Source organism: Azoarcus sp. DD4 (genome assembly GCF_006496635.1).
Classification (GTDB): Bacteria; Pseudomonadota; Gammaproteobacteria; order Burkholderiales; family Rhodocyclaceae; genus Azoarcus.
In genome coordinates this window covers 3,232,635-3,250,083 of sequence record NZ_CP022958.1, presented here as the reverse complement: position 1 = coordinate 3,250,083, position 17,449 = coordinate 3,232,635, and the positions used below count along the sequence as shown (strand labels likewise).

At 68.4% G+C, this 17,449-nt stretch carries 17 protein-coding genes; 9 read left to right on the top strand and 8 right to left on the bottom strand.

Annotated elements, in window-relative coordinates:
- Positions 1-10: 10 nt before the first annotated feature.
- The 6 genes from ssuC to CJ010_RS15010 all read left to right on the top strand — a co-directional run bounded on the left by ssuC (position 11) and on the right by CJ010_RS15010 (position 4,306).
- Positions 11-805: an aliphatic sulfonate ABC transporter permease SsuC gene (gene ssuC, locus CJ010_RS15035; RefSeq protein ID WP_141018786.1), complete on the top strand. Its 795-nt coding sequence runs from the start codon at positions 11-13 to the stop codon at positions 803-805.
- Positions 806-822: 17 nt separating this feature from the next.
- Positions 823-1,875, top strand: a complete 1,053-nt coding sequence (locus CJ010_RS15030; RefSeq protein WP_141018785.1) for an ATP-binding cassette domain-containing protein — start codon at positions 823-825, stop codon at positions 1,873-1,875.
- Positions 1,876-2,113: 238 nt separating this feature from the next.
- Positions 2,114-2,560 (top strand): SRPBCC family protein, encoded by a 447-nt coding sequence (locus tag CJ010_RS15025; RefSeq protein WP_141018784.1) that lies wholly within the window; start codon positions 2,114-2,116, stop codon positions 2,558-2,560.
- Positions 2,561-2,594: 34 nt separating this feature from the next.
- Entirely contained in the window at positions 2,595-3,062 is a 468-nt protein-coding gene (locus tag CJ010_RS15020; RefSeq protein WP_168224967.1) for a flavin reductase family protein, read from the top strand.
- 186 nt (positions 3,063-3,248) lie between these two features.
- Complete coding sequence (locus CJ010_RS15015; protein WP_141018782.1) at positions 3,249-3,920, top strand: hypothetical protein; 672 nt, start codon at positions 3,249-3,251, stop codon at positions 3,918-3,920.
- Positions 3,917-4,306: a hypothetical protein gene (locus CJ010_RS15010; protein ID WP_141018781.1), complete on the top strand. Its 390-nt coding sequence runs from the start codon at positions 3,917-3,919 to the stop codon at positions 4,304-4,306. The genes CJ010_RS15015 and CJ010_RS15010 overlap by 4 nt, the downstream gene beginning before the upstream one ends.
- A gap of 4 nt (positions 4,307-4,310) precedes the next feature.
- Here CJ010_RS15010 and CJ010_RS15005 read toward each other — a convergent pair whose 3' ends face one another.
- From CJ010_RS15005 to CJ010_RS25635, 6 genes are all read right to left on the bottom strand, one after another.
- Positions 4,311-5,168 carry a cation diffusion facilitator family transporter gene (locus CJ010_RS15005; protein WP_141018780.1) on the bottom strand — a complete coding sequence of 286 codons (858 nt, stop codon included), beginning with the start codon at positions 5,166-5,168 and terminating at the stop codon, positions 4,311-4,313.
- A gap of 232 nt (positions 5,169-5,400) precedes the next feature.
- Complete coding sequence (locus tag CJ010_RS15000) at positions 5,401-5,802, bottom strand: GFA family protein (protein WP_141018779.1); 402 nt, start codon at positions 5,800-5,802, stop codon at positions 5,401-5,403.
- A 10-nt stretch (positions 5,803-5,812) separates the two neighbouring features.
- Positions 5,813-6,202 carry a VOC family protein gene (locus CJ010_RS14995; protein ID WP_141018778.1) on the bottom strand — a complete coding sequence of 130 codons (390 nt, stop codon included), beginning with the start codon at positions 6,200-6,202 and terminating at the stop codon, positions 5,813-5,815.
- A 103-nt stretch (positions 6,203-6,305) separates the two neighbouring features.
- Positions 6,306-7,997, bottom strand: coding sequence for a GGDEF domain-containing protein (locus tag CJ010_RS14990; protein WP_141018777.1), 1,692 nt, complete (start codon positions 7,995-7,997; stop codon positions 6,306-6,308).
- A gap of 103 nt (positions 7,998-8,100) precedes the next feature.
- A complete protein-coding gene (locus CJ010_RS14985) occupies positions 8,101-8,589 on the bottom strand; it encodes a hypothetical protein (protein WP_141018776.1) in 489 nt (162 codons plus the stop codon).
- Positions 8,590-8,716: 127 nt separating this feature from the next.
- Positions 8,717-10,639, bottom strand: coding sequence for a sigma-54-dependent Fis family transcriptional regulator (locus CJ010_RS25635; RefSeq protein WP_141018775.1), 1,923 nt, complete (start codon positions 10,637-10,639; stop codon positions 8,717-8,719).
- A 246-nt stretch (positions 10,640-10,885) separates the two neighbouring features.
- Between CJ010_RS25635 and CJ010_RS14975 the strand changes: the two genes are divergently transcribed.
- The 3 genes from CJ010_RS14975 (at position 10,886) to CJ010_RS14965 (ending at position 15,561) form a co-directional block, all read left to right on the top strand.
- On the top strand, positions 10,886-11,803 hold the full coding sequence (locus CJ010_RS14975; RefSeq protein ID WP_141018774.1) for a transporter: 918 nt from the start codon (positions 10,886-10,888) through the stop codon (positions 11,801-11,803).
- A gap of 76 nt (positions 11,804-11,879) precedes the next feature.
- A complete protein-coding gene (locus tag CJ010_RS14970; protein ID WP_240794375.1) occupies positions 11,880-13,961 on the top strand; it encodes a PQQ-dependent dehydrogenase, methanol/ethanol family in 2,082 nt (693 codons plus the stop codon).
- Between the two features lie 85 nt (positions 13,962-14,046).
- Positions 14,047-15,561: an aldehyde dehydrogenase family protein gene (locus tag CJ010_RS14965; RefSeq protein ID WP_141018773.1), complete on the top strand. Its 1,515-nt coding sequence runs from the start codon at positions 14,047-14,049 to the stop codon at positions 15,559-15,561.
- On the opposite strand, the gene CJ010_RS14960 is transcribed toward CJ010_RS14965, so the two are convergent.
- Complete coding sequence (locus tag CJ010_RS14960) at positions 15,548-16,366, bottom strand: polysaccharide deacetylase family protein (RefSeq protein ID WP_141018772.1); 819 nt, start codon at positions 16,364-16,366, stop codon at positions 15,548-15,550. The two genes, CJ010_RS14965 and CJ010_RS14960, sit on opposite strands and share 14 nt — an antisense overlap.
- Entirely contained in the window at positions 16,366-17,445 is a 1,080-nt protein-coding gene (locus tag CJ010_RS14955; RefSeq protein ID WP_240794374.1) for a glycosyltransferase, read from the bottom strand. Before CJ010_RS14955 ends, CJ010_RS14960 begins: the two co-directional genes overlap by 1 nt.
- Positions 17,446-17,449 lie beyond the last annotated feature (4 nt).

Genomic DNA, 17,449 nt, shown 5'->3' with positions numbered 1-17,449 from the left:
GGAGAACATCATGAGTAACGCGACCACCGGCTGGCGCAGCCGGCCCGCTCTTGCCGCCGCGCTGCCCTGGCTGGTGCCGGTGGCCATCGTCGTGCTGTGGCAGCTCGCCGCGCAGACCGGCTGGCTGTCCACCCGCATCCTGCCGGCGCCGCTGGCGGTGCTGCAGGCGGGTTACGCGCTCGCCGCCAGCGGCGAACTCTTCACCCACCTCGGTGCCAGCTTCGCCCGCGCCGCCACCGGTTTTGCCATCGGCGGCGGTATCGGTTTCTTCTTCGGGCTGATCAACGGCGGCTACCGGCTGGCGGAAAAGCTCTTCGATACCACGCTGCAGATGGTGCGCAACGTGCCGCACCTGGCGCTGATCCCGCTGGTCATCCTGTGGTTCGGTATCGGCGAGGAGGGCAAGCTCTTCCTGGTCGCGCTCGGGGTGTTCTTCCCGATCTACCTCAACACCTTCCACGGCATCCGCTCGGTGGATGCCGCGCTGGTGGAGATGGGGCGCTCCTACGGCCTGTCCGGCTGGGCGCTGTTCCGCCAGGTGATCCTGCCGGGCGCGCTGCCCAACATCCTGGTCGGCGTGCGCTATGCGCTCGGCTTCATGTGGCTGACGCTGATCGTCGCCGAGACCATCTCCGCGACCTCCGGCATCGGCTACATGGCGATGAATGCGCGCGAATTCCTGCAGACCGACGTGGTGGTGCTGGCGATCCTGCTGTACGCGGTGCTCGGCAAGCTGGCCGACGTGGTGGCGCGCGGGCTGGAGCGGGTGTGGCTGCGCTGGAACACCGCCTACCAGCCGGTTTGAGATTCGGGATGACAGCGATGAGTGCAATCGACAGCAAGGAATTCGCCCATGTGGCGGAGCAGGGGCAGCGCGGCGCGCAGGGCGTGGCGCTGCGGGTGGAGCAGGTGGAGCGCCGCTTCGGCGAACGCACCGTGCTGCACAAGCTGGATCTCGACATCCGGCCGGGCGAGTTCGTCGCTATCGTCGGCAAGAGCGGCTGCGGCAAGAGCACGCTGCTGCGCCTGCTCGCCGGGCTGGACAAGGCCGATGGCGGCCGCCTCGCGGTGAATGGCCGTGAGCTCGACGGTCTGGACGACGACACCCGCATCATGTTCCAGGATGCCCGGCTGCTGCCGTGGAGGAAGGTGATCGACAATGTCGCCCTCGGCCTGCCCGGCAAGCGTTGGGTGGTGAACGAGCTGGCGCGCCAGGCGCTGGCCCAGGTCGGCCTGGTGGACCGCGCCGAGGAGTGGCCGGCGCGGCTCTCCGGCGGCCAGCGCCAGCGGGTGGCGCTGGCGCGCGCGCTGGTGCACCGGCCGCGCCTGCTGCTCCTCGACGAACCGCTGGGCGCGCTCGACGCGCTCACCCGCATCGAGATGCACCGCCTGATCGAGCAGCTGTGGCGCGAGCACGGATTCACCGCGGTGCTGGTGACCCACGACGTGAGCGAGGCGGTGGCGCTGGCCGACCGCATCGTCATCATCGAGGACGGCCGTATCGCGCTCGACCAGCAGGTCGAGCTGCCGCGCCCGCGTGCCCGCGGCGATGCCGCCTTTGCCGCGCTGGAGGGCAGGGTGCTGGACCGGCTGCTCACCGTGCAGGCGCTCAATGCGCGCAACCAGGTGCGCGGCAAGGTCATCGCGATTCGCGCCGACGCGGTGCTGGCCGAGGTCGAGATCGAGGTGCTCGACCGCCGTGGCGTGCGCGACACCATCGTATCGACGTTGACGGTACGCAATCTGCGCGAGCATCCGCTGGAGGTCGGTGCCGAGGTGGTGGCGGTGTTCAAATCCAACGAGGTGGCGCTGGCCCGCCCGGTCGGCGACGACGAACCGCTGGCGAGCTATCTCGACGTGCTGCTGCCGTGCTGATGCGGGTGGCCTGTGCGGGTGCCTGCCGGGGGCCTTTGTCGCCGGCTGCGCCAGCGAGGCGGTAGCGAATCGCTGGTGCCGAGGCTGCGGGCCTGGGCGAGGTGGAGCATTATTCCGTGCCGGGGGTACACCGTGAAGGGTTTGTCGATTCCGGGTTTGCCCGTTCGACGTAGGGATGAGACGGGGCGCTCCGCTATCCCGTCCCCGGCAATCCAGACCCCAGCAAGGAGAGCACATCATGAACACCGGTACCGTCCGTTTCCATCGTGTCCTGCGCGCCCCGGCCGAGCGCATCTACCGCGCCTTTCTCGATCCGGATGGCCTCGCAAAGTGGCTGCCGCCTTACGGTTTCACCGCGCATGTGGAGCAACTCGATGCCCGTGTCGGCGGTAGTTTCCGCATGTCCTTCACCAACTTCACCACCGGACACAGCCACAGCTTCGGCGGCGAATACCTCGCGCTCGAACCCGGTTCGCTGATCCGTTACACCGACCGTTTCGACGACCCCAACCTGCCCGGCGTCATGCAGACCACGGTGACGTTGAAGCCGGTGTCCTGCGGCACCGAGCTGGGCATCGTGCAGGAGGGTATTCCGGCAGTGATTCCGGTCGAAATGTGCACGTTGGGCTGGCAGGAATCGCTGGCGCAACTTGCCCTGCTGGTCGAGCCGGAAATCCGGGAGTGAACAGACCTCGAAGGGCAAGCGCAAGGATTCCACCGTGAATGCGGAGGAATCCGGCCAGTTCGTGTGGAACATGGCGACCTATGACCTGGACGAGGCGGTGAACATCAGTTCGGAAGAGTTGCCGCCCGAGGTGGACGAGTTCGCCGTCGCGGGGCTGACCAAGGCGGCCGCCACCCGCATCCGCCCGCCGCGGGTGGCGGAATCGCCGGTCCAGTTCGAATGCGAATACATGACCACGCTGCGCCTGCCGGGCAACGGCGCCATGGGTGCGGTGGACGTGGTGTTCGGCAAGGTGATCGCGGTGCACATCGCCGACTGGGCGCTGACCCCGGAAGGCCGCATCGACATCCTCAAGGTCCGTCCGCCGGCGCGGCTGGGTTACCACGACTGCACCTCGATCGAGCACATGTTCACCATGGCGACGGCGATGAAGACCGGCGCCGGCTCCGCCGGGCTGGAAGGATCGCCCGAGAAGGCGATGGCGGCGCTCGGGACGGGCTGAGGGGGCCGGCACCGGCGTCGGTCCGCTCGCGGCAAGGCGGATTGAGCGCCGTCAAACCGGCTGTCGGCGAGCGGTGGGATGATGATTTCCATCTCACTGCGGAGAGCGGCCGATGGGCATACACGAGCGCGCCACACTGCCCGCGGCGGTGTCTGGCGCAGGCAGCAGGCGGCGAGGCCGGACGCGATGCGCCGCCACAGTCTGTTGACGAGCTGCCTTGCCAGCGTGCTGGCTGGTTGCGTCGGCAACGTCCAGCTGCCGCCCGCGACCGTGGCGGCGGGCAGTCCGGGCGTGGGACGCGTCTTCGGCAGCATCGGTGTGTCGAGCGATGCGCCCACCGTCGATTTCAGCAGCATCCAGTTTCGTCCGGCATCGGCCGATAGAACCCGCCGACAGGGGGAGTTCCTGTTCTATTCGCCGGTGGGCGTGATGGGTGCGGTGCTGTCGCTCGTGTACCGTACCCCGGTGGATTTTCGCGATGCGACGGCGCACGGCACGGTCTTCGTCGCCACCCTGCCGGCGGGCGATTACGAGCTGGTCAGCATCATGGTCGGGAACGCGCCCATGGGCGGTTGGGCCGCGCACTTCTACGAGGCGGATGCCGGTGCGGTGCCGTTCCGTGTGGAGGCTGGCGGGCTCGCCTACCTGGGCCGCTTCGTCAGCCATCTGCGGATGGGACGGGATGCGCACAGGGTGCCGGAAGTGCAGGGCGCCTTTTTCACCGTGTCGAACCGGCTCGCCGACGATCTCGCCGTGGTGAAGGCGCGTGGCGAAGCGCAGGCCGGCGACAGCGTCGTCGATTTCGCGCCCCGCATGATGCAAGCCGACAATGCGGCACTGCGGCCGGCGGCGCCATGAAGGGCCGGATTGCCGTGGCGTGCGCGCTGGCGGCTGCTTGCACCTCGACCCACGATCTCGGCAGCGGTCCGAGCGCGATGGGCGGCGGGGTGTTCCACGAGGTGCTGCGGCCGGGTCTGCATTACATCGTGATCAAGTCCAACGTTGCTCCCTGGACCAACCAGGACGCGGTCGCGGGCCAGTGGCGCGAGGTGGCGGCGCGCGTCTGCCAGACCGCCTATCGAGAGCGGCGGGTCGAGGCGCTGGTGGTGGAGGAGTTGCGGCCGATGAATGTCTTCTTCATCCGCTTGCCCTACCTGGTGAGTGTCCACAAGGGCTACGCGCTGTGCGACGGCGCCGGCCTTTCGGACGAGGAGGTCGACGCGCTGATCGATGCGCCGCGCTGAGACCTCAGATCGGCTCGATATGCGTCTTGAGGCGCGTGCGGGTCTGCTGCTCGACCATGCGTTCGACGGCGTCCGCCAGCGCATGGGCGCGGGTGACGCTCCAGTCGCCCGGCACGCGGATGTCCACTTCGGCAAAGCGCTGGGCGCCGGCAACGCGGGTCGTGAGATTGGCGTGGCGGCAGCCCTCGGCGGCGAAGGACTGCAGCACCGTCTCGATGGCGGCGATCTCCTCCTCGCTCTGGGCGCCGTCCATCAGGCCGTCCACCGAGCGATGCATCAGCTGCCAGCCTTCGCGCAGGATGTTGAGCGCCACCGCGGCGGCGATCACCGGGTCGAGCCAGGTCAGGCCGGTGAAGCCGGCGATCGCGACGCCGATGACGACCCCGGCGGTGGTCCATACGTCGGTCATCAGATGGCGGGCATCGGCCTCCAGCGCGACCGAGCGGTTCGCCTTTCCAACCTGGAACAGCACGCGCGCCACCAGGAAGTTGATCAGGCTGGCGCCGACCGACAGCGCGGTGCCGATGCCGAGTTCGCCGAGGGGCTGCGGATTGAGCAGGCGTTCGCCGGCGGTGTACAGGATGGCGACGGAGGCCAGGAAGATCAGCCCGCCTTCGAAGGCTGCGGAAAAATACTCGGCCTTGCCGTGGCCGTAGGGGTGGCGCGAATCCGCCGGTTCCTGTGCGTAGGACACCATCACCAGCGCAAAGCCGGCTCCGGCGAGGTTGACCAGCGATTCCAGCGCGTCGGAAAGGTAACCGACCGAGCCGGTGAGCCACCAGGCGGCGGTCTTCATGCCTATGGTGCTGACGGCCGCGGCCAGCGAGAGCAGCAGGGCCTGCTGCGGAGTAAGGGTGCGCATCGGATCGTTATGTTGGGTGTGCAGGCGGCGGGGACGGTGGCGAATGACGCGTCGGCCCGCGGGTCAGGACCGGATTTTCCACTCTGGCGGCATTCCCGTAAATCTCGGCTTGCGGCAGCCGGCGGCGATCTGCGGTGGCATGGTCAGTGGCGCGCGCGTCCGCCCGGCATGTCGAAGACTGCCGCGATGCCGGTGACGCCGCACGGTCCCCGTCCGGGAGTGGCACCCGGCGCTACAGGTGCCGCCAGAACTCCGGCGCCTGCTGCCAGCGATCTTCCAGGCCGTCGACATAAGTGATCGGGACTGTCGCGAGCTGCTCGTCCGAGACATCGTCCAGGCAACCGAGATTGACACCGTACATCTTGCCGATAGGCGTGTCGTTGCCCACGCCGAAAGCGCGCACGCCGCAATGGCGGCAGAAGAAGTGTTCGTTCTTCATCGAGTTGAAGACGTAACGGGTGAGTTCCGACTTGCCGGACAGCAGGCGGAAGCCGTCCGCCCTGGCGACCGCGGCCCAGAAACGGGTGCGGCGGCAGATGGAACAGTTGCAGCGGAAGGTCGGCTGGGTCAGGTCGAGGTCGGCTTCGAAACGGACAGCGCCGCAGTGGCAGCTGCCGCGATAGGTTTGCAGCATGGAGAACTCCTTAGCCGCCCCGGCGGGCGTAGCTGACGGTGAGTATTTCCCATTGATGCCCGTCGGGCACGTTCCAGTAGATCTGGCGGCCACCGTAGTCGGTGTTGATCCGCCAGTCGGTGGGGCCGCGTACGGCGCTGCGATAGTCGATGCCGGCGGCCTGGATCCTGCCGAGAATGCGGTCGAAGTCGTCCTCGTCCACGCGGAAGCAGAAGTGTTCCACCGGGAAGGAGTCTTCGGTTTCGACGAAGTCGAGAGTCAGGCCGTCATTCACATATACGGCGTAAAAGGGGCCGGCCCGGGCGGGCCCGCAGGGCACGTCCAGCAGTTCGGCCAGGCGTCTGGCCGAAGCGTCCCGGGTGTGCGAGGGCACGATGACGTGGTCGAGCTGTATGGTCATGGCACGTCCTCCGGCGGGCTGGTACGAAGCGCTTGCGTGAGACTACAGACAGCATAGTGGACGGCGACGGCCTGCGCTGCCGTCACCGCCGGCGTGAAGGGCCTCAGTTGCCTGACGTCTGCGGCTCGGGGACGGCAGAAGGAGCGGCCGCGCCCACTGCCAGGACCGATGCAAGGGCGGGCCTGTCCGCGCGCATCGGCGCAATCGTGTAGCGACCGCGGCCGTCTTTCTTTGCCGCGTACATGGCCTCGTCCGCCGCCAGCAACAGGCGGTCGGCGTCGTCCTCGCCCTCGCTGAATGCGATGCCGATCGATACGCCCAGCATGCGCAGGCTGCCCTTGAGTAGCAGCGGCGGTGAAAGGGTGTCGATGCACCGGCGCGCGAGCTCGGCCACGCCGTCGAGTTCGCCGTCGGCTAGGTCGGTGACCAGCAAGACGAATTCGTCGCCGCCAACGCGGGCCAGGGTATCGCTCTGGCGCAGCACGCCCGTCAGTCGCTGTGACACTTCCTGCAAAGCCAGGTCGCCCGCCTCGTGCCCGAGTTCGTCGTTGATCGGCTTGAAACCGTCCAGATCGAGGTAGAGGACGGCAATGCGGGTGCCCTTGCGCCGCGCCCGCGCCAGGCCCTGCTGCATGCGGTCGGCGAGCAGCACGCGGTTGGGCAGGCCGGTGAGTTCGTCGTGGTGGGCCATCCGCTGCAGCTCGGCCTGGCTGCGGCTCAGCTTGGACAACAGCTGGTTGAAGGCGCGGGTGAGGTGGCCGACCTCGTCGTCGCGCACCACCGGCAGCGGTGCCAGCGGAATCTCGCCGTGGGTCATGCGGTCGGCGAGATGGGCGGCGCGGTGCAGCGGACCCAGCATCCGGCGGATGATGAAGCCGGCCACCAGCAGCACGATGAGCATCGCGGTGAAGCTGTGGCGGATCACGACCTGTTGCGCACGCCGCACCGGGGCGAAGGCCTCGGCCGTCGGTAACCGCGCCACGACGAACCAGCCGGTGGTGGGCACGCTGGCGATGGCCGACACTTCCTCGACGCCCTGCGCGTTGGTGGTGATGCCGCTGCCGCGGAAGCCTTTCATGGCGCGGTCGTGCAGGGGGTTAACGCCGCCCGGCGGGGTCGGCTTCATGATCATGTCGGGCCGGCCGGCTGCGACGAATAGCTGGTCCGCGGGGGACACCAGCAGGAAGCCCCCGGTCTCGCCGATGCGGCCGGCGGAAATGCGATCGAGGAAATCCGGTGCCGACAGTTCGGTGAGACCGATCAGCACGGCACGCACGCGCCCATCGCGGCCGCTGAGCGGCGCACCGATCGGCAGGAGCGGCTGTTTGGTGAAGATGCCGAATTGAGGCCGGCCGATTCCGCCTTGGCCGCCAACGGCGCGGATGAAGTCCGGGTTGTCGGCGATGGAGGCACCCAGGCGTCCCGGGAAAGGGGGGTATTCCGCGAGTACCCGGCCGGCGGAGTCGGCAACGATGATGCCGAGCGAGAACACCGGGTTCAGCTGATAGCGCTCCGCCAGCCAGGACTGCAGCGCCTCCGGCTGGTCGAGCAGTCTTTGGGGCAGGGTGGCGGACAGGCGGTTGAGCAGCCGCAGCCTGTCCTGCAACTTGAAATCGATATCCTGGGCGACGGCTTCGGCGAAGGCGAGTTGCTGGGCCGACACCAGTTGGGTGAGATCCTCGCGGAGGAACTTGGCCTGAAAATAGAACCGAGCGCTTCCGCCCAGGACGACCAGCAGCAAACCGAAACAGATCAGGCGGGTAAGCAGGCTGTGGGAAATGCGCTTCAGCATCATGGGGCAGGATCTTAGTCGATCCGCCCGGTTTTCCGGCCGCCCGAAACGGTGCCGGGTGTGAAATCCGGCGCTGCAGCTCCGCGAAATATGGTGTCGGAGCCGTTTAGCGGCTGCGGCAGGGCTTCCCCTCGTACTCATGGCGGTGCTGCACGTAGGCGCGGCCGTTCCAGCGTAGCACCGGGAAGCAGAAGCCCGGACCACCGATCTGGATGTCCGGCCAGCCGCCAGCGCCTTTGGCGTCGAGGAACTGCAGGATGCCGGTACCGTTGCTGACGAGCTTCCAGCGACCGTCCGCCTGCTTGCTGACAAGACTGTAGCCGTAGCCGGTGTGGCCGTAGCAGAAGCTGCCGCCTTCGGCGATCACCGCCTCGGGGAGACCGTCGCCGTTGGCGTCGCGCACGTCTTCGATGACGCCGGCGCTGTAGCCCGGGGTGGGGTCGTCGCAAGCCTGCCAGCGCTTGCCCTTGAGTTTGAAGCCGGCGGCCTTGAAGGCGGCTGCCTCGTCGGCGGCGGAGAGTTTCCCGGCCGCAGCGACTGCCGCCGTGCCGTACAGGAGCGCCACTGCTCCCGCGGCCAGGATGATGGCTTTCATCGGGCTTCTCCCTCGTTGTGCGGGATTTAAGGACAGGTGCGGCCGGCCCTGTTTGCCGCGTCTGGCGGCCGCGCCCCGTGCTTGTCGTTGAAGTCTAGTAGACGGTGACCGCTCCGGCCGCAGGGCTTCACCGCCGCGTGCGCTCGTGTTCGTCGCCGGTCATCAGGCCGAAATGCCGCAGCTTGCGGTAGAGCGTGGCGCGCGCTATCCCGAGTTCGCGTGCGGTGGCGGAAAGATTGCGGCGATTCCGTTCCAGCGCACCGCGGATCGCTTCCAGTTCCGCGTGTTCCAGCGTCGTCTGCGGCGCGACACCGTCGTCGCGCTCGGCCGGTGCCGGGCGGAGGAGATCCCGCGGCAGGTGCTCCGGCGCTATCCGTTCGTGTTCGGCCAGCGCCATTCCCAGCCGCAGTACCTGCTGCAGTTCGCGGATGTTGCCCGGCCAGTGGCGGCGCCGCAGCATTTCCGCCGCACCGGGCGAGAGCGCGGGTACTGGACGGCCGCCGGCCTCGGCGCGCATCAGGTGGCCCACCAGCGCGTCGAAGTCATCGCGTTTGCGCAGCGGCGGCAGTTCCACCCGCAGCCCGTTGATCCGGTAGTAAAGGTCTTCGCGGAACTCGCCACGTTCGACGAGGGTGCGAAGGTCGCGGTGGGTGGCGCAGATCAGCGAGCAGTCGACGCGTTGTACGCGGCTGCCGCCCAACCGGGTCAGGCTGCGTTCCTGGAGTACGCGCAGCAGGCGGGCCTGCAGTTCCTTCGGCATGTCACCGATTTCATCGAGGAAGAGCGTCCCGCCGTCGGCCTGTTCGATGCGGCCGGCCATGCCGGTGCGGCGTGCACCGGTGAAGGCGCCGCCTTCGTAGCCGAAGAGCTCGGATTCGATCAGGCCGGCGGGGATGGCCGAACAGTTGATCGCGACGAAGGGGCCGCGCTTGCGCGGGCCGCTGTCGTGCAGGTGGCGCGCCAGCATCTCCTTGCCGGTGCCGGTTTCGCCGTTGACCAGGATGGGCAGATCCCACGCGAAGGCCCGTTCCGCCTGCCGGATGGCCGGTTCGCTGCCTGAATCGATGCACATTGCCCGCAGCGTGGCGGGCGCCTTGGCGTCTGCCGTGCGCGCTGCGTGGCTGCGCACCGCGCCACCCGGCTCTTCCAAACGGGCGTACAGGACAATGCCGTTGCTGCAGCGGACCGCTTCAGGCCGGCCGCCGGCGTGCCGCAGGCGGTCGAGCAGGCGGCCGAGCGGTTCGGCGAACAGCGTCTCGACCGCTTGTCCGCTTGCCGCTTCCAGACCGAGCAACTGCCGCGCGGTGGGCGTGGCGCCGAGCAGCCGGCCTTCTGCGGAGATCGCCAGCAGGCCAGCCAAGCCGGACAGCACCATTTCGGCGCTGTAGTGCAGGTGCAGCACATGGGCGGACGGAATGCCGGCGAGCATGCTGTTTTCGATCGCGCGTGCCGCGAGCGCGAGGGGTTCGACGATGCCGAGCGGGCGGCCGTCGTGATTGCGGGAGGCGTTGAGCGCACCGGCCAGGCGGCCGTCGGGATGGAAGATCGGCACCGCCACGCAACTGAACTTGCGTATTTCCTCGAGGAAATGTTCGGCGCCGCAGATCACCGACACACGTTGTTCGGCCAGCGCGCAGCCGGGGCCGTTGGTGCCGACGACACGCTCGTTCAGATTGACGCCCGGCCGCAGCGCGGTGGCGATGCCGCGCAGTTCCGGCCGGTCGCCGCCCAGCGCGCGGATGACATGCCCCTGCGCTTCGAGGCAGGCGACGATCCAGTCCGCCCCGCCCAGTGCCGCGAACAGGCGCCGCATTTCGGGCTCGGCGTGGCAGGCGAGCAGACGGTGCTCCTCTTCCAGATTGCGCAGCGGCGTTCTGGAAAGCGGCTCGAAGACGATGCGAGCGTCTTCGTCCAGGCCGTAGTCGCGCGACCGCAGCCAGGAACGCTGGACGGCGTCGGCGACGATGGGGGACGGGATCTCGCGGCCCTCGCGGAACAGGCGGCGGGCGTGCTGGATGCTGCGGTCGAAGTCCGAACTGGGGTGGTTCATGTCTCCTCCTGCACCGGCCGGCTCGTATCGATCCAGTTGCCTCGCGGCGTTGACCAGGAACGATACGGTTTCCGTTCGCAGTGCCTTCATGGTGTGCCCGGATGTATATCCAGGCATATGTTTTTTAATGGTTTTTTGTTTTCTGGCACGGTGCCTGCGATAGAGGCTGCGCCCGCTTCGTCGCGGGTATGCAATCCAGACACCATGAAGCATTTGCCGTCAAAACATACTAACGGAGACAAGGCAATGAAGCGAAGAGGGGAGGTGGCCGTCGGCCGCCGACAGTGCGCATCGACACTCGGACGGCTGGGCGCCGCGGCAGCGCTCGCAGTGGCGGCGGTGGGGCCGGCCCATGCGGTCGATGTCGATGCGGGTGACTACACGGCGCTGCCGGCCGGTACCAATCTGGCGCTCGTCTATTACCAGCAGGCCACGCGCGATGCGCTTTACGCCTCCGGCAAACGGGTGCCGATCGATGCCGGGCTCGATTCGCAGGTCGGCATCCTGCGCGGCGTTCACTTCACCGAGATCGGCGGCTACATCGTCGATCCGCAGTTCCTGCTGCCTTTCGGACGGCTGGAGGGCAAGGACGACCTGTCGCCGTTGGGCAGCGCCAGCGGTGTCGGCGACTTGATCCTGGCGGCGACGGTATGGCTGGTGAACCGGCCGGACAGCGGCACCTATTTCGGCATTACGCCCTTCCTCTACCTCCCGACCGGCGAGTACGACCGCAAGGACGCGCTCAATCTCGGTGAGAACCGGTGGAAGTTCGCGCTGCAGGCCGGCTTCATCACCAAGCTGTCGGAGAACTTTACCCTCGATCTGGTGGGCGACGTCACCGTCTACGGCGACAACGACAAGTTCGGCGCCGCCGGCGTCACGATGAAGCAGGATCCGGCCTACCAGGTGCAGGGCTTCCTGCGCTATCACCTCTCGCCCGGTCTGGATCTGCGCGCCGGTGTGTCGCACAGCTTCGGCGGCGAGACCCGCGTCGCCGGCGTGGATCAGCACGACCGCCTGGAAACCACCAAGGCCACCCTCGGTTCGGCCTGGTTCGTCACGCCCTCGGTCCAGCTGATGTTCAACTACGGCCGCGACCTTTCGGTCCGCAGCGGTCTGCGCGAAGACAATCGCTTCAACCTGAGACTGCTCAAGGTCTTTTGATCCGCACCGGGGCGGGCGCCGGCCGCGAGGCGGGCGGCCTCGCCCCCGAACAATCAAGAAAAAACGAGGAGACACCGTGAATCGACTGCATATCGATACCTGCGCTTCATCTGCCGCGCACCGACGGGGGCGCCGCGTCCGTGTCGCAGTGGGGCTGGGCTGGCTGGCGCTGGCAGGTCTGACCTGCGCGGCGCCGCAGGGTGCGGAATGGCGCACCCACGGCTACGACGATGCCGGCACCCGCTTCAGCCCGCTCAAGCAGATCAAGCCGGACAACGTCAAGGAACTCGGCCTGGTCTGGTCCTACGACCTCGGCTCGACGCGCGGCGTGGAGGCCACGCCCATCGTGGTAGACGGCACGATGTACGTGACCGCGCCCTGGAGCGTGGTGCATGCGATCGACGTACGCACCGGCAAGGCCCTGTGGTCCTACGACCCCGAGGTGCCGCGTGCCGTGGGCAAGAACGCCTGCTGCGACGTGGTGAACCGCGGGGTCGCGGTGCATGAGGGCCGCGTCTACGTCGGGTCGCTCGATGGCCGGCTGATCGCGCTCGACGCGCGCAGCGGGAAGAAGGTGTGGGAGAAGGACACCATCATCGACCGCAGCAAGCCCTATACCGTTACCGGGGCGCCGCGCGTGATCAAGAACAAGGTCATCATCGGCAACGGCGGCGCGGAGTACGGCGTGCGCGGCTACATCACCGCCTACGACGCCGCGACCGGCGAGCAGGCCTGGCGCTGGTTCGCGGTGCCGGGCGATCCGTCCAAACCCTTCGAGGACGAGTCGATGGCCAAGGCGGCCAAGACCTGGGACCCCGCCGGCCGCTACTGGGAGGCCGGTGGCGGCGGCACGGTGTGGAATTCGATGGTGTACGACGCCGAACTCGACCTGATGTACATCGGCACCGGCAACCCCTCGCCGTGGTCGCATCGCAAGCGCAGTCCGGGCGGCGGCGACAACCTCTACACCGCGTCCATCGTCGCGCTCAAGCCGGACACCGGCACTTATGTCTGGCACTACCAGGAAACGCCTGCCGACAACTGGGATTACACCTCGACGCAGGACCTGATCCTGGCCGACCTCAAGATCGACGGCAAGCCGCGCAAGGTGGTGATGCATGCGCCCAAGAACGGTTTCTTCTTCGTCATCGACCGCAGCAACGGTGCCTTCATCTCGGCGCAGAACTTCGTGCCGGTGAACTGGGCCAAGGGCTACGACAGCAAGGGCCGGCCGATCGAACTGCCCGGCGCGCGTTCGACCGAAGAGCCGTTCGACGCGATTCCCGGCCCCTTCGGCGCGCACAACTGGCACTCGATGTCCTATAGCCCGCAGACCGGGCTGGCCTACTTCCCGGCGCAGAACGTGCCGCTGGTGCTGGCCGAGGACAAGGCCTGGGCCTACAACAAGCCGCAGCCCGGCCAGGCGATGGCCAACATCGGCTGGAACCTCGCGATGCAGGTCAACACCCGGCCGCCCACCAGCAAGCCCTTCGGCCGCCTGATCGCCTGGGACCCGGTCAGGCAGAAGGAAGTGTGGCGCAAGGAGCATGTCTCGCCGTGGAACGGCGGCACGCTGGCGACTGCGGGCAACGTGGTGTTCCAGGGCACGGCCGATGCCCGGCTGATCGCCTACGACGCGCGCGACGGCCGTGAGCTGTGGTCCTCGCCGACCGGCACCGGGGTGATCGCGGCGCCGATCAGCTACGAGGTCGACGGCAAGCAGTACGTCTCGGTCGCGGTCGGCTGGGGCGGTGTCTATGGCCAGACCCAGCGCGCGTCCGAGCGCAACACCCCGGGCACGGTCTACACCTTCGCCCTCGGCGGCAAGGCGGCACTGCCGGCCTTCACCGAGTACCAGCGCAACGGCCTGGTGGGCGGGGTCAAGTACAACGCCGACCACGTCGACGAAGGCACCGGCCTGTACGTCATGAACTGCGCCTTCTGCCACGGCGTGCCCGGCGTCGACAAGGGCGGCAACCTGCCCAACCTCGGCTACTCGGCGGCGGCCACCATCGAGCACCTGGACCGTTTCGTCTTCAACGGCCCTTACGTGTCGCGCGGCATGCCGGACTTCACCGGCAAGCTGAGCGCCGACGAAGTCGAGAAGATCAAGGCCTTCATCCTCGGCACGGCGGATGCCGTACGTCCGAAGAACTGAGCCTCGTCCCGGGCGGGCTGCCCGCCCGCCCATTTCCGAATCCCGAACGACAGGCACCGCAGGATGCGGTGCCGAGGAGACGCACATGCAAGCCCCCAATGAACTGTTCGCGCGGTTGGCCGAAGGCACCCGCGATTTCCTGGCGCAGGCCCGCCACCGCATGCTGATCGGCCAGGACTGGACCGAAGCCGCCGAGGGTGGCTGGCTGGAGGTGGTGAATCCGGCCGACGAATCCATCATTGCCCGGGTGCCGGCCGGCGGCGCGGCCGATGTCGACCGTGCGGTAAGGGCCGCGCGCGCGGCCTTCGACGACGGCCGCTGGAGCCGGCTGCGCCCGTCCGAGCGCCAGCGCCTGCTGTTGCGGCTGGCCGACCTGATCGAGCGCGACGCCCAGGTGCTGGCCGAGATCGAATCGATCGACAACGGCAAGGCCGCACAGATCGCCCGCGTGGTCGACGTCGGCGTCACGGTGGAGTTCTTCCGCTACATGGCGGGCTGGGCGACCAAGATCGAGGGCTCGACCAACGAGGTGTCGGTGCCTTTCATGCCGCGAGAGAGCGAGTTCTTCGCCTGCACGAAGAAGGAGCCGGTCGGCGTCGTCGCCGCCGTCGTGCCGTGGAACTTCCCGCTGCTGGTCGCGGCGTGGAAGCTGGGGCCGGCGCTGGCGGCCGGCTGCACCGTGGTGCTCAAGCCGGCCGAGCAGACGCCGCTGTCGGCGCTCTACCTCGGCCGGCTGATCGAGGAGGCCGGCTTTCCGCCCGGGGTGGTGAACATCGTTACCGGCGATGGTCCGTCGGCCGGTGCGCCGCTGGTGGCCCACCCCGGTATCGACAAGGTGAGCTTCACCGGCTCCACCGAGGTCGGCAAGCTGATCGGCAAGGTGGCGATGGACAACATGACGCGGGTCACGCTGGAGCTCGGCGGCAAGAGCCCGATGATCGTGCTCGACGACGCCGACCCGACGCTGGCCGCGGCCGGTGCGGCGCAGGCCATCTTCTTCAACCACGGCCAGGTGTGCTGCGCCGGTTCGCGACTTTATGTTCACAAGAAGCACTTCGACCGGGTGGTAGCCGACCTTGCCGTCCATGCCGACGCGCTGCGCATCGGCCACGGCCTCGATCCGGAGACCCAGCTCGGCCCGCTGGTGTCGCGCGAGCAGGCCGAGCGGGTGTGCGGCTATATCGACATCGGCCGCCAGGAGGGTGCCCGCGTCGCGGCCGGCGGCGGTCGCGCCGACCGGCCGGGCTATTTCGTGCGGCCGACGGTGTTCACCAGCGAGACCGACGCGCTGCGCATCGTGCAGGAGGAAATCTTCGGCCCGGTCGTGGTCGCCATGCCCTACGACGACATCGACGAGGTGGCGCGTCGTGCCAACGACACGCCCTATGGCCTGGGCGCCAGCATCTGGTCCAACGACCTGTCTCGGGTGCATCGCCTGATTCCGCGGCTCAAGGCCGGCACCGTCTGGGTGAACTGCCACAACGTGCTCGACGCCGCGATGCCTTTCGGCGGCTACAAGCTGTCCGGCTTCGGCCGCGACATGGGGCGGCAATCGCTCGAGTCCTACCTGGAGACCAAGTCGGTGATCATGGCCTTGTAGGAACAGCCGACGCGGCCGCCGCTGCGGCGTTCAGACTGAAGTCGGCACGCCGCAGCGGCGGCTTGCGCGGCGTGTTCTTCACATGCAGGCGCCACAGGAAGCCGATCAGGTTGTCGCCGTAGGCCACCGCCTTGCGCGGCAGGGTAAGGGGGTCGTCGCCGGGCGTGGCCGGGGCGCGGCTGCAGGTGGTGGCGGTGAGGTAGCCGGCGGCGGCCACGGCGTTCACCACCCGCAGGTCGTGGCTGCCGTAGGGGTAGCAGAAGTGGTGCACCGGTGCGCCGAGCACGTCTTCCAGCACCGCCTTCGAGCGATGGACCTCGTCGTGAATGACGGCTTCGCTTTGTTGCGCCAGCTTGACATGGCCGGCGGTGTGCGAGCCGAAGCCGATGCCGTTGCGATGCAGGCAGCGGATGCGGGCGGCGCTCATCAGCGGCGGGGTGTCGCGCCCGTCGGCGGCGAACCAGCGCGCCGGATGGCCCAGCATGTCGGCGATCAGGTACACGGTGGCCGGAAAGCCATGGCGTTCCAGCTCCGGCCAGGCGTATTCGTAGAAGTTCTCGTAGCCGTCGTCGAAGGTCAGCGCCACCGCGCGCGGTGGGATGGGACGTTCGCCGCGCAGGCAGGCGAGCACCGCGTCCATGCCCAGCACGGTGTAGCCGTGGCGGGCCAGCCACGCCATCTGCGCGGCGAAGCGGCGATGGTCGCAGTAGGTGGAGGGATGCGCCCGGCGCGGCCCGCGCATGTTGCGCTGCCTGAAGTCGCCGACCTGGTGGTACATCAGGATGTTGATGCCGCTGCTTGTCATCAGCGCCGGTCCGCCAGTTGTGCGTACAGCGCGCGGTATTGCGCTACCACGCCGGCTTCGGAGAAGTCCTGGCGGATGCGGGCGAGGCCGCGCTCGACCATCCGGGTCTGCAGCGCCGGGTCGCGCAGCAGCTGCTCGATGCCGGCGGCCAGTGCTGCGGCATCGTCGCAGGGCACCACCCAGGCGTCGTCCTGGTGGCGGGCGATCTCGCGCGCGCCGCGGAAGGCGGTGGCCACCAGCGGTTTGCCGTAAGCCCAGGCCTCGAGAATGACGTTGCCCAGGGTCTCGGCATCGCGCGAGGGGAAGACCACCATGTCGGCGAGGTGGAACCAGGGCGCCGGGTCGTGCTGCCAGCCGGCCCACAGGATGCGGTCGGCGACGCCGAGCTGGCGCGCCTGCTGTTCCAGCTGTTCGCGCAGCGGGCCGTCGCCGAGTACCGCCAGGCGCAGGCGGCGGCCGCCGATTTCCTGCGGCAACCGTGCGAAGGCATCGACCAGGTAGCGCTGGCCCTTGACGTCGATCAGCCGGCCGGCGGTGAGCAGCAGGCAGTCGTCGGCGCGCAGGGCGATCTGCCGGCGCAGGGCGTCGAGTTCGGTGGCCGTCGCCGGCCGGGCCGGGTCGGCGAAGTTGGTGATGTGGAAGACGCGGTCGGCAGGCAGGCCGCCACGGATCATCCAGTCGCACAGGCCGCGGGTGTTGCCCACCCAGGCATGGGCGTGGGCGAAGGGCGGCAGCCGGTAGTAGCCGCCCAGGCGCGACACATGGACCTTGCCGCGGCCGGGCGCAAGGTGGGTGAGGCGGGTGGCACGGCCCATGTAGGTCTGCACGATGGGCGCATCGCTGCGGGCGATCAACTGCGCCACTTCGTAGCGCGACAGCGGATCCCACACGGTGCGCAAGGGCAGCTGGTCGACGGGCAGGCCGTCGAGGTGGCGGCGGGCGAGGTCGGAGCCGCGCCGCACCACCGCCGCCACCGGCGCGCCGTGGCGCTGCATGGCGGCGAGGAAGCGGGCGAACCAGCGTTCGGCGCCGCCCATTTCCTTGCTGCCGATGATGTGCAGGGATTTCATCGCGTGCATGGGC

Coding starts and splice junctions, on each gene's coding strand:
- CJ010_RS15005 (WP_141018780.1), bottom strand. CDS start 5,168: ATGCGCACCCTTACTCCGCAGCAGGCCCTGCTGCTCTCGCTGGCCGCG.
- CJ010_RS14965 (WP_141018773.1), top strand. CDS start 14,047: ATGCAAGCCCCCAATGAACTGTTCGCGCGGTTGGCCGAAGGCACCCGC.
- CJ010_RS15000 (WP_141018779.1), bottom strand. CDS start 5,802: ATGCTGCAAACCTATCGCGGCAGCTGCCACTGCGGCGCTGTCCGTTTC.
- CJ010_RS14995 (WP_141018778.1), bottom strand. CDS start 6,202: ATGACCATACAGCTCGACCACGTCATCGTGCCCTCGCACACCCGGGAC.
- CJ010_RS15025 (WP_141018784.1), top strand. CDS start 2,114: ATGAACACCGGTACCGTCCGTTTCCATCGTGTCCTGCGCGCCCCGGCC.
- CJ010_RS14955 (WP_240794374.1), bottom strand. CDS start 17,445: ATGCACGCGATGAAATCCCTGCACATCATCGGCAGCAAGGAAATGGGC.
- CJ010_RS14990 (WP_141018777.1), bottom strand. CDS start 7,997: ATGATGCTGAAGCGCATTTCCCACAGCCTGCTTACCCGCCTGATCTGT.
- CJ010_RS14975 (WP_141018774.1), top strand. CDS start 10,886: ATGAAGCGAAGAGGGGAGGTGGCCGTCGGCCGCCGACAGTGCGCATCG.
- CJ010_RS14960 (WP_141018772.1), bottom strand. CDS start 16,366: ATGACAAGCAGCGGCATCAACATCCTGATGTACCACCAGGTCGGCGAC.
- CJ010_RS25635 (WP_141018775.1), bottom strand. CDS start 10,639: ATGAACCACCCCAGTTCGGACTTCGACCGCAGCATCCAGCACGCCCGC.
- CJ010_RS15010 (WP_141018781.1), top strand. CDS start 3,917: ATGAAGGGCCGGATTGCCGTGGCGTGCGCGCTGGCGGCTGCTTGCACC.
- CJ010_RS14985 (WP_141018776.1), bottom strand. CDS start 8,589: ATGAAAGCCATCATCCTGGCCGCGGGAGCAGTGGCGCTCCTGTACGGC.
- ssuC (WP_141018786.1), top strand. CDS start 11: ATGAGTAACGCGACCACCGGCTGGCGCAGCCGGCCCGCTCTTGCCGCC.
- CJ010_RS15030 (WP_141018785.1), top strand. CDS start 823: ATGAGTGCAATCGACAGCAAGGAATTCGCCCATGTGGCGGAGCAGGGG.
- CJ010_RS15015 (WP_141018782.1), top strand. CDS start 3,249: ATGCGCCGCCACAGTCTGTTGACGAGCTGCCTTGCCAGCGTGCTGGCT.